Raw genomic sequence first — 11,494 nt, 5'->3', positions numbered from 1 at the left:
GGTGTTAAAAATGTAGAATTTTTCCTATTTAGATTAACAACAATTTTTGCCTAAACACAACAATTGCGAATGATCCGGCAAATGGTTGGCAAGATGAGGTTTTAAAAAAGTAAAAACCTTTGAAAATCAATTGATTAACAAAGGTTAAAGTACTCAAGGTGGGAATCGAACCCACACTCCCGAAAGAACTGGATTTTGAATCCAGCGCGTCTACCAATTCCGCCACTTGAGCAATTTACGAGGAGTCTCGCAAAGAACGTAATTTTTCTTTTCCTATACCAGATTTCCAATACTTTTCTCTTTTTCTAGCTTCAATTCTTGTTGGTACAACTTCAGAAAAAATAAGTTTAAAAGGAGCATAAGGTTTTGTCGTCTTTTCTCTTAAACCATTATGTCTTTTTAATCTTTCATCTAAATTAGATGTCATACCCACATAAATATAATTTCTACTTAAACTTGAAATAGCATATACTGTAAACATATCCATCCCTTTAGCGCGCCTGCCTTTGTCGGCAGACAGGTCTACCAATTCCGCCACTTGAGCATTCTTAAAGGTTTTGTATTAAAAAACACATTGCCTTTTTTTTTGATAGCATCCTCTTAAATTTTTTACATTGATAAAAGAGGATTGCAAAGGTATAAAAATATTTTATTTTAAACTGAAAAAATAAATACGAAACTCAATAAATAATTTCTACTTTTGTACTCTTACAACAACACAACAAAAAATCAACTAAATGCCTACAAATCAGTTAGCCCCAAAACTTTTTACCTGCAGACAAAGCTCAGTTTTAGCAGAGAAAATTGCGAAAGAATATAATACCACGTTAGGAAAAGTGAAAACCACTTACTTTAGTGACGGAGAATTTCAGCCAGCATTTGAAGAATCTGTAAGAGGAAGAAGAGTTTTTATTATAGGTTCTACATTTCCCAATGCAGATAATTTAATGGAAATGTTGTTAATGTGTGATGCAGCAAAAAGAGCATCAGCAAGACATATTACAGCGGTAATGCCATACTTTGGTTGGGCAAGACAAGATAGAAAAGATCAGCCTAGAGTTGCTATTGGAGCAAAATTAGTTGCAAAACTTTTAGAATCTGCCGGAGCAACTAGAATTATGACCATGGATTTACATGCAGATCAAATTCAAGGTTTTTTCGAAAAACCAGTAGATCATTTATATGCATCAACTATTTTTATGCCTTATATAGAAAGCTTAAAATTAGATAACTTAACAATTGCTTCTCCAGATATGGGAGGTTCTAAAAGAGCTTATGCATATTCTAAACACTTACATTCTGATGTTGTAATTTGTTACAAACAACGTAAAAAAGCCAATGTAATTTCTAGCATGGAATTAATTGGTGAAGTAAAAGGTAAGAATGTAATTTTGGTTGATGACATGATTGATACCGGAGGAACGCTTGCACATGCAGCAGATTTAATGATGGAAAGAGGTGCTAAAAGTGTGCGTGCAATATGTACACACCCAATACTTTCTGGAGGTGCTTATGATAAAATAGAAAACTCCGGTTTAACAGAGTTAATTGTTTCAGACACAATTCCGTTAAAAAAGGAGACATCTAAAATAAAAGTAGTATCTTGCGCGCCATTATTTGCGGATGTTATGCATAAAGTGCAAGACAATACGTCAATTAGTGGAAAATTTTTAATGTAAAACACATTTCCATCTTTCAAAAAAGAAAAATGGAATAATTAATTTAAACAAAAAGTAATGAAATCAATTTCGATTAAAGGATCAAAAAGAGAAAGCGTGGGTAAAGTAGCTACTAAAGCCTTACGTAATGCTGGTATGGTTCCTTGCGTTATATACGGAGGAAAAACACCTATACACTTTTCAGCAGAAGAAAAAGCGTTTAAAAAACTGGTATTTACTCCTAACGTTTATACAGCAAGTATTGATGTAGATGGACAAAAAATAGCAGCAATTTTACAAGACATTCAGTTTCATCCTGTAACAGACAAAATTTTACATGTAGATTTTTATCAATTATTTGATGATAAAGAAATTACAATGAAGATACCTGTAAAATTAACAGGAACTTCTCCTGGAGTTTTAAATGGTGGATCTTTACGTTTTACAAACCGTAAATTAAGAGTAAAAGCTTTACCTACTAATTTACCAGATTTTATTACTGCAGATATTTCTAAATTAAAAATCGGACATAAATTAGTAATAACGTCATTAGTTAATAAAGACTATACTTTTATGCACCCAGACAATACTGTTGTAGTTCAGGTAAGAACATCACGTAATGCATCTGCAGAAGATTTAGATGATGAAGAAGTAGAAGAAACTGAAGAAGCAGCAGCAACTGAATAGTTTTTTTAAACTTTTGTATATAAAAAAAACTGCCTTAAAGGCAGTTTTTTTTGTTTAAGAGATGTTGTAAATAAATAGAATGTTTAACGTATAGGTGCTCTTTAAATTTTATCTGCGCAACACGCCATTTTGCAATCTTCTGCACAAGTCATTTTGCCGTTTTTAGTTTCGCCAGAACAACATGCTTTTTTTTCTCCTTTTACTTTACAGTTTTCTTTACAAGTGTCTGTACAAACATGTTCTTTTTTAGAACTTTCTGATGCCGAATATAAGTCTCCACCAGCAATACCATCTACAAAGGCTATGAGGTCTTTTGTTGATGTTTTGTTAGCATCAAATTCTATGTTTGCAATACTATCTGTAAAAACTACTTTAGCATCTAAAACACCTTCTTTTTTAGATAATTTAGATTGAATGGTTTTTGCGCATCCAATCTCGCAGGTCATACCAGAAATAGCTAATGTTACATTTTGTTTTTTAGCAACTTGATTCTCTTTTTTTACTTCATTTTTACATCCAACGAATACAAAACAAACAAGAACAAAAGAAAATAATAATTTTTTAGTTTTCATTATAATAGATTTATGGTTTTTATTTAAGTGTTTCAATCTAAAATCAAATTAAAATACCTGTAATAAAGGCATAAAATTAGTTGATAAGATGATGTTACAAATTTATTAATAAAAGAGCTGACTTTTAAAGATTTGTCGGATTTTTACGCAATATTTTTATCCAAATGAATAATCAGCAGCAAAAGTGGTTTTATCTTATTATTTTATCAATAGTTTGGGGTAGCTCTTTTATTTTGATGAAAAAGGCCTTGCTAGGAGTTTCTGCAGTACAAGTAGGTGCACTTAGAATGATTTTTACAGCAATTTTTTTACTTTCTGTGGCTTTTCCATCCATAAAAAAGATTCAGAAAAAACATTGGAAATACATTTCTTATACAGCGCTGGCTGGTACATTTATACCTGGTTTTTTGTTTGCCTTTGCAATTACTAGCATAGATAGTTCTATTGTATCTATTTTAAATTCTTTTACACCGTTTAATACTTTAATTTTTGGCGCAATTGTATTTGGTTTTGCTTTTAAGAAAGCTCAATTATATGGTGTTTTAATTGGTTTAATAGGTGCTTTAATTTTAATATTAAAAGGCGCCGATTTAAATCCGAATCAAAATTATTGGTTTGCTTTGTTAATTATAATTGCCTCTGTTGGTTATGCGTTAAATGCCAATATGGTAAAAAAATATTTGTATGATTTAGATGCTTTGGCAATTACAACAGGAAATTTTTTATTATTAATAGTACCGGCAACAATTGTTTTAAGTTGTACAGATTTCTTTGCAACATTTGATTTTAAAAACAAAATTTTAATGCAATCTTTGGGATATTTAGCTATTTTATCTGTTGTTGGTACAGGAGTCGCAAAAACTATTTATAATAAATTAGTACATATTTCGGGCCCTGTTTTTTCATCTTCTGTAACCTATTTAATTCCTGTTGTAGCTATTTTTTGGGGAGTTATAGATGGAGAAAAGTTAAGTTTACTTCAACTTTTAGGAGGTGTTATTATTCTTTTAGGCGTTTATTTAGTAAATAAGGCAAAATAGTTTTGGTTCTAAAAAGTTATTCTCTTGATTTTGATGTAATTATTTTATAAAACAGTATTGGTACATAATAAATAAAAACGTATATTTGCACCCGCATTTTCACTAAGTGAATGCAAACTAATAAGTAATAATACGCAAAACAAATAGTATGTACGCAATCGTAGAGATGGCAGGGCAGCAGTTTAAAGTTGCAAAAGACCAAAAAGTATACGTTCATCGTTTACAAGGAGAAGTAGGATCAGAAGTTACTTTTGATAACGTTCTTTTACTTGACAACGCAGGAAATGTAACTATTGGCGCCCCAGCTATAGAAGGAGCCGCAGTAACGGCCAAAATTTTAGGTCACTTAAAAGGTGATAAAGTAATTGTCTTCAAAAAGAAAAGAAGAAAAGGTTACCAAAAGAAAAATGGACACAGACAATATTTAAGCGAGATTCAAATAGAATCTATTGCTGTTTCTGGTGCTAAAAAAGCTGCTCCTAAAAAGGAAGAAGCAAAAGCTCCAAAAGCAAAAGCTGCTCCAAAAAAATCTGCAAAAGCAGATGATTTAAAGAAAATTGAAGGTGCTGGACCTAAAGCTGCTGAAGCTTTAGTAAACGCAGGTTTAGATACTTTTGCAAAAGTTGCTAATACTGATGCTGCTAAATTAAGTGAAATCTTAACAGAAGCAAGCTCAAGATTATCTCATATTGTTACTGTAACATGGCCTAAACAAGCTGGTTTAGCTGCAGAAGGTAAATGGGACGAATTAAAAGAATTACAAGATAGATTAGACGGAGGTATTGAAAAATAATCCAAGAAAAATTTAACTTTAACCTAAAAAAAACTCAATAAAATGGCACATAAAAAAGGTGTAGGTAGTTCGAAGAATGGTAGAGAATCAGAATCGAAACGTCTAGGTGTAAAAATATTTGGAGGACAAGCTGCAATTGCAGGTAACATTATTGTTCGTCAAAGAGGTACAACTCACAATCCAGGAGAAAACGTTTACATGGGTAAAGATCATACTTTACATGCAAAGGTTGACGGGGTTGTAGAATTCCGCAAGAAAAAAGATAATAGATCTTATGTATCTATTACTCCATTTGAAGTTTAAGAAATTAAATTTTAAAATGATTTAAAAACGCTCAACATGAAAATGTTTGAGCGTTTTTTATTTTTACTTCAGATATAGCTTCATATAAATACTATTTTATTAAATTTAGAATTTTAAACCTATAATCAAATGAAATTTACCCTACATATTTTTATTTTCTTTCTTGTTTTTACTTCTTATGCTCAAAAAACAGCTTCAACTGCAGCTATTGAAATTCATAAAATAGAAGAATTTATTATCGAAAATAAATTAGATTCTGCAAAGTACTATCTAAAAGATATTAAAGAAGATGCATACAAAAAAATATTAGGTAAAATTGCAAAAAAAGAAGCCGTTTCTTATGCAGATTATTACCAATTTATTGCAAAAATTGGTGATAGACAATCTGTAGAATACAAGAAAGTTTCTAATTTTATAAATACCATAATTAAAGAACCTAAAGAAAAAAAAATAGATGTAGATTATGTTAATATTAAGTGGCTGCAAGTTTCTAAATTAAGAGATGAAGTAGGTTTAGATGAAGCTTCAAACATACAAAATAGCTTAGAAAGTTATGTAAATAAGTTTGATGCTAAAGATATTAATGTTATAAAAGCAAAGGTAAAGCTTACAACACATGCTTGTGTTTTGTTTCAAATTCAACAAGATATAAAAAACGGTAAAGCACTTGTTTTAAAAAGTTTAGAAACAGCAAAAAAACTAAATGATAAAGAGCTACAAATTATCTTTTTATACCATTTATCAGATTTTTTAGTTGAAGAACGAAAACTGCAAGAATACATAGATGTTAGTGAAGAAAGCTTGCTGTTAGAAAAAGAATTGCCTCAAAATTCTTCTTATTATTTTAGTACTATTCAGCACTTAATTGATGCCTATATTTATAAAGGAAATAATAATGAACGGGTAGTTGCATTAATTAATACGTTGTATAATAATGCTTCCACCAAGGTGTTTTCATATTCTTTGTATGCACAATTGATTTCTAATTTAGATAAGAAATCTCCCTTAAAAAAGGAAATTTTAAATAAATTCGAAGTTAAAAATGTAAAAGATTTAGTAAGTAAATTTGAAATACTAGGAAAAGATTTAAACTCTAATGATTTTTATCATGTTGTAAATGCTAGTTCACAAGCATTAGCAAGTCATGGTTTTTATAATGAAGCTATTACTTATAAAGACAAAGCCATACAACTTACTAGAAAAATTTATTCTACAGAATTATCAGAATCTTTGGCAAATTATAAAACCGAAATAGCTGTAAAAGAAAAAGAAAAGGAAATTACTCACGAGAAAGAGAAAACTACTTTATACGGTGTTATTGCTTTGTTAGCTTTTGTTTTATTTTTAATTACACTATTCGTTTTAAGGAAAATTAAAAAACAATCTAGAGAATTGTCTGAGAAAAATATAGTCATCAAAAAAAACTTAAAAGAGAAGGAATTGTTGGTGAAAGAAGTGCATCATAGAGTAAAAAATAATTTTCAAATTGTTGCAAGTTTATTAGAATTACAAACCAAAGGAATTGAAGACGAAAGAGCATTAGAATTGGCAAACGAAGGAAAAAATAGAGTAAAATCTATGGCGTTAATCCATCAAAAATTATATCAAAATGAAACTGGCTTAATAGATTTTGATGAGTATATAAAATTATTGATTGGAGAGTTGTCTTCATTGTATTCTTCATCAAACAATGTAAAAACATCAATAGACTCAGAAGATATGATGTTTGATGTAGATACTGCAATTCCTTTAGGGTTAATTATCAATGAAATTATTACCAATTCTTATAAATACGCTTTCAGAAATGATAAAGAAAATAACCTTTCAATATCAATTCATAAAGAAAAAAATGAAGATTATAAATTGGTTATTGAAGATAATGGACCAGGTTTAGCAAATAATTTTGATGCTAAAAAAGCAAAAAGTTTAGGCTTAAGATTGGTAAATAGGTTGGTAAAACAATTGCACGGAACTTTAAAACAAACAAATTCTAAAGGTGCAAAATTCGAAATTTACTTTAAAGATAGCAATGCGAGACAATTGGTAAATTAATTTCAGAACAATATAAGAGCTCTTTAGAACATTTTAACTAAGTTTAATATCAATTCATTCTACGAATTCTTACTTTAGTATGAAATTGAACGCCATGAGTAAAGTAAAAATTTTAGTTGTTGAAGATGAAATTATTATTGCAGATAATATTTGTGATGCTTTAGAAGATTTAGGTTATGAAGCATTAGAACCGGCAATAAATTATACAGAAGCTGTTGCTACAATAGAAGAAGAAAAACCAGACATTGCTATTTTAGATATACAATTGTCTGGAAAAAAAACAGGGATTGACATTGCTAGAAAAATTAGAGAATCTTATAACTTTCCATTCATCTTTTTAACATCTAATTCAGATGCGTTTACCTTAAACAAAGCCAAAGAAGTAATGCCCTCTGCATATTTGGTAAAACCTTTTTCTAAAGATGAATTATATACATCTATAGAAATTGCACTGCATAATTTTTCTAAAAAGATTGGCGAGTTAGACAGTAACAACATCATTATTAAAGAATCTCTTTTTGTAAAAGACAAAGGTTTTTATACAAAAATACATTTTAATGATATTTTATATTTAAAAAGTTCGCATGTGTATATAGAGATTATTTTAAAATCTCAGCAGAAAATGGTGGTAAGAACAAGCTTAAATGATATTTTAGAAAAATTAAATGATAGTTTTATTAGAGTTCATAGAGGTTTTATCATCAATACAGCGTATTTATCTCAAATTACCCAAACATCTGTAAAAGTTTTAAATGAAGATATTCCTATTGGAAAAAAATACAAAGAAGATATCGTAAAAAAAATTAATTTAATATAGTAAATCAATAACTCTTTGATTTTTAGAACAAAATAGCGTCGTTTAGAACATATTTAATCATTGTAACCACCATTTAAAGTATCTTTGAGTGCGAATTTAGATTGTTCTTATTTCGGTTTTGGGGGAAATTGTTATAGTAACAAACATCTAATTTTCATATTAAATAATTAAGCTGCTCTTTTTCGGGTAGCTTTTTTTTTTGATATGAATTTAATATAAACTTACTTACTAGTATTTCGTACTTTTGCAGCTATGAAATTTTTGTACAATCTTGCGGTTTTAATTTCTTCTCATTTGTTGCCTATAATAGGTGTGTTCAATAAAAAAATAAAACTTTTTGTTGATGGTAGAAAAGAAACATTTTCTAAAATTAGCGCACTAAAAAACTCTAAAGTTATTTGGTTTCATGCGGCTTCTTTGGGTGAATTTGAGCAGGCAAGACCCTTAATTGAAGAACTTAAAAAAAACCACACTGAGTATAAGATTATAGTTACTTTTTTCTCTCCTTCGGGATATGAAATTAGAAAAAATTACAACTTAGCAGATGTAGTTTGTTATTTGCCTTTAGATGCTAAATCTAATGCCAGAAAATTTATAAAAGAAGTAAACCCTACCATTGCAATTTTTATAAAGTATGAATTTTGGCCAAACTTTTTAAATGAATTAAAAAGAAAAGAAATTCCTACAATTTTAGTTTCTGGAATTTTAAGAGAAAAGCAGCTTTTTTTTAAAAATTATGGAGGTTTTATGAGAAAATCCTTAGAAGCTTTTCAACACTTTTTTGTACAAGATACAAACTCAGAAAAATTATTAAAATCTATCAATTTTAAAAATGTAACCATTGCTGGAGATACCAGATTTGATAGAGTTTCAAGGATTTTAGAACAAGACAACTCGCTAGATTTTATCAATCAATTTAAAAACAATAAATACACCATTGTTGCTGGAAGTACTTGGAAAGAGGACGAAGAATTTTTGATAAATTACATAAATAATGAGGCTTCAGAAAATGAAAAAATTGTAATTGCTCCTCATAATATAAAGCAAGAATCAATTTTAGAATTACAGAAATCAATCCATAAAAAAACGGTGTTGTTTTCTGAAAAATCGGATAAAAATTTAGCTGATTATCAGGTTTTTATAATAGACACTATTGGTATTTTAACTAAAATTTATGCTGCTGCAGATGTTGCCTACGTTGGCGGAGGCTTAAAAACGGGCTTGCATAATATTTTAGAGCCGGCAACTTTCGGAATTCCGGTAATTATAGGTAATAAATACGACAAATTTAAAGAGGCGGTAGATTTGGTTAAAATAGGAGGATGTCTTTCGATAAAAAATCAACAAGAATTTACTAATAATTTTATCCTTCTAAAGAAAGATGAAAACTTTAGAAAATTAACAGGTGTTATCAATAAAAAATATATCGAAGACAATCTTGGCGCAACAAAATTAATTATGAATTATTTAAAAGCTCAATTATAAATATGGATTTTATATTACAACCTTGGGCATGGTATATTGGGGGTCCGTTAATAGCAATTTCACTGTTATTATATTTTTATTTTGGTAAGAATTTTGGCGCTTCTAAAAATTTTGATACGTTGTGTACCTTGGCAGGTGCGGGTAGGGTTTCAGATTACTTTAAGAAAGATTGGAAAGATCGCGATTTTGCGTTGCTTTTTGTCATAGGATTAATAATTGGAGGGTTTATTTCGGCAACATATTTAATTCCTAATCAGTCTATAGATTTAAACCCAAAAACGGTTCAAGAATTAGCAGATTTAGGGTTTTCAAGTATTGGAAATCAGTATTTTCCTGATGAAATTTTTGGAGAAGAGGTTTTCTTTTCTCTCAAAGGATTTTTTATTTTGTTGGTTTCCGGAGTACTTATTGGTTTCGGAACGCGTTATGCAGGAGGTTGTACTTCAGGACATGCAATTACCGGTTTAAGTAGTTTACAATTGCCGTCATTACTAGCGGTTATTGGTTTTTTTATTGGTGGTATTATTGCTACTTGGTATATAATTCCAATATTATTTTAATCAATAATTAGTGTTAAAAAAGAATAGAACATTCATGTTAGTTAGCAGAACACCGTTAAATACTTATTTGAAAGTTTAAAAATATTTAGTAGATGAAAAAAGTTTATTTTTTAATTTTAGGAATCTTTTTTGCTATTGTTTTAAGCAAAACACAAGCCATTTCTTGGTATCGTTTTTATGAAATGTTTAAATTTCAATCTTTTCACATGTTTGGAATTATAGGCAGTGCTGTTGTTATTTCTATGGTATTTATGCAATTGTTTAAAAAGGGAATTATCAAAGATATTCATGGACATAAAATTGTGCCAGAACTAAAGAAAAAAGGGTTTATTAGTACTATCTTAGGAGGAACATTTTTTGGTTTAGGTTGGGGAATTTCTGGTGCTTGTGCAGCGCCTATTTTTGTAATTCTTGGCTTTAAATTAATACCCGCTATTATTCTTTTATTAGGTGCACTTTTAGGTGCATTTATATATGGTTTACTAAGTAATAAATTACCAAACTAAATGAGCAAGTTACTAGACAATTTTGGAAGACAAATGGAATATGTGCGATTGGCAGTTACAGATCGCTGTAATTTACGTTGTCAATATTGTATGCCTGCTCACGGAATAGATATTGTACCTAGACAAGAATTACTTACATTTAAAGAAATGTATCGGTTAATTAGGGTGTTAACAGAACTGGGTGTTAACAAAGTAAGATTAACAGGTGGAGAACCTTTTGTGAGAAAAGATTTTGTTGGTTTTTTAGAAATGCTGTCTTATAATGATTTGCTAGAAGCTATAAACATTACCACCAATGGCGCTATGATTTCAAAACATATTGCTACTATTGAAATGTTAGAAAAAGTAAAAAACATCAACTTAAGTATTGATAGTTTACAGCGAGAGAAATTTGCAAAAATAACTAGAAGAGATGTTTTTCCTGAAGTTTATAAAACTTTTGAATTGCTTGAAAAAAGTAGTTTAAATTTAAAACTGAACGTGGTGGTGCAATCTGGTTTTAATACGGATGAAATTGTAGATTTTGTTAGATTAACAAAAGATAAAAACGTTGCCGTTCGTTTTATTGAAGAAATGCCTTTTAATGGGAAAGGACAACGAGAAATGCAAGAAAATTGGACCTTTAAGAAGATTTTAAATGAGATGAAAACAGAATTTGATGTTTCTGAAATTCAGTCAGAAAAATCATCAACCTCTAGAAATTATAGCATTGAAAATCATGTAGGAACAGTTGGTATTATTCCTGCTTTTACCAGAACAATTTGTAATGATTGTAATAGAATTAGAATTACTTCTACAGGTACATTTAAAAATTGTTTGTTTGATGATGGCGTTTTTAATTTAAGAGATTTTATTAGAAAAGGAGCATCTAATGATGATTTAAAAGAACTCTTTTTATCCTTGGTAAAACAAAAACCAGAAAATGGTTTTATTGCAGAAGCTAACCGTAAAAAAGGCGGTGTTTCTGAAAGCATGAGCACTATTGGCGGGTAATTTTGTTTGCTTTAAAAGGTACAATAAT

At 29.5% G+C, this 11,494-nt stretch carries 13 protein-coding genes and 1 tRNA gene; 11 read left to right on the top strand and 3 right to left on the bottom strand.

The window, feature by feature from the left end; all coding sequences use genetic code 11:
* Positions 1-150: 150 nt before the first annotated feature.
* A tRNA-Leu gene (locus ACSHW5_RS13295) sits at positions 151-232 on the bottom strand.
* 3 nt (positions 233-235) lie between these two features.
* Positions 236-538: a GIY-YIG nuclease family protein gene (locus ACSHW5_RS13290; RefSeq protein WP_435676629.1), complete on the bottom strand. Its 303-nt coding sequence runs from the start codon at positions 536-538 to the stop codon at positions 236-238.
* Between the two features lie 199 nt (positions 539-737).
* Between ACSHW5_RS13290 and ACSHW5_RS13285 the strand changes: the two genes are divergently transcribed.
* Together ACSHW5_RS13285 and ACSHW5_RS13280 are read left to right on the top strand one after the other, a co-directional pair.
* Positions 738-1,679: a ribose-phosphate pyrophosphokinase gene (locus ACSHW5_RS13285; protein WP_435676628.1), complete on the top strand. Its 942-nt coding sequence runs from the start codon at positions 738-740 to the stop codon at positions 1,677-1,679.
* 57 nt (positions 1,680-1,736) lie between these two features.
* A complete protein-coding gene (locus ACSHW5_RS13280) occupies positions 1,737-2,345 on the top strand; it encodes a 50S ribosomal protein L25/general stress protein Ctc (RefSeq protein WP_435676627.1) in 609 nt (202 codons plus the stop codon).
* 101 nt (positions 2,346-2,446) lie between these two features.
* Here the strand turns inward: ACSHW5_RS13280 and ACSHW5_RS13275 are convergent, their stop codons facing one another.
* On the bottom strand, positions 2,447-2,917 hold the full coding sequence (locus ACSHW5_RS13275) for a cation transporter (protein WP_435676626.1): 471 nt from the start codon (positions 2,915-2,917) through the stop codon (positions 2,447-2,449).
* Between the two features lie 164 nt (positions 2,918-3,081).
* Here ACSHW5_RS13275 and ACSHW5_RS13270 point away from each other — a divergent pair, with 164 nt between their 5' ends.
* The 9 genes from ACSHW5_RS13270 (at position 3,082) to moaA (ending at position 11,466) form a co-directional block, all read left to right on the top strand.
* A complete protein-coding gene (locus tag ACSHW5_RS13270; RefSeq protein WP_435676625.1) occupies positions 3,082-3,957 on the top strand; it encodes a DMT family transporter in 876 nt (291 codons plus the stop codon).
* Positions 3,958-4,105: 148 nt separating this feature from the next.
* Positions 4,106-4,750, top strand: coding sequence for a 50S ribosomal protein L21 (gene rplU, locus ACSHW5_RS13265; protein WP_435676624.1), 645 nt, complete (start codon positions 4,106-4,108; stop codon positions 4,748-4,750).
* A gap of 42 nt (positions 4,751-4,792) precedes the next feature.
* The gene (gene rpmA, locus ACSHW5_RS13260; RefSeq protein WP_036824185.1) at positions 4,793-5,053 is read left to right on the top strand and encodes a 50S ribosomal protein L27; all 261 of its coding nucleotides are present in this window, start codon (positions 4,793-4,795) and stop codon (positions 5,051-5,053) included.
* A gap of 129 nt (positions 5,054-5,182) precedes the next feature.
* Positions 5,183-7,105: a sensor histidine kinase gene (locus ACSHW5_RS13255; RefSeq protein WP_435676623.1), complete on the top strand. Its 1,923-nt coding sequence runs from the start codon at positions 5,183-5,185 to the stop codon at positions 7,103-7,105.
* Positions 7,106-7,199: 94 nt separating this feature from the next.
* The gene (locus tag ACSHW5_RS13250) at positions 7,200-7,922 is read left to right on the top strand and encodes a LytR/AlgR family response regulator transcription factor (protein ID WP_435676622.1); all 723 of its coding nucleotides are present in this window, start codon (positions 7,200-7,202) and stop codon (positions 7,920-7,922) included.
* A 252-nt stretch (positions 7,923-8,174) separates the two neighbouring features.
* Positions 8,175-9,407, top strand: a complete 1,233-nt coding sequence (locus ACSHW5_RS13245; protein WP_435676621.1) for a 3-deoxy-D-manno-octulosonic acid transferase — start codon at positions 8,175-8,177, stop codon at positions 9,405-9,407.
* Between the two features lie 2 nt (positions 9,408-9,409).
* On the top strand, positions 9,410-9,967 hold the full coding sequence (locus tag ACSHW5_RS13240) for a YeeE/YedE family protein (RefSeq protein WP_435676620.1): 558 nt from the start codon (positions 9,410-9,412) through the stop codon (positions 9,965-9,967).
* A 92-nt stretch (positions 9,968-10,059) separates the two neighbouring features.
* Positions 10,060-10,473, top strand: a complete 414-nt coding sequence (locus ACSHW5_RS13235) for a YeeE/YedE thiosulfate transporter family protein (RefSeq protein WP_435676619.1) — start codon at positions 10,060-10,062, stop codon at positions 10,471-10,473.
* Complete coding sequence (gene moaA / locus ACSHW5_RS13230) at positions 10,474-11,466, top strand: GTP 3',8-cyclase MoaA (RefSeq protein ID WP_435676618.1); 993 nt, start codon at positions 10,474-10,476, stop codon at positions 11,464-11,466.
* Positions 11,467-11,494: the final 28 nt, after the last annotated feature.

This window comes from Polaribacter sp. (assembly GCF_051251875.1).
Taxonomy (GTDB): domain Bacteria; phylum Bacteroidota; class Bacteroidia; order Flavobacteriales; family Flavobacteriaceae; genus Polaribacter.
Note: the sequence above shows the minus strand (reverse complement) of the source record. Positions and strands in the feature narration are given on the sequence as shown.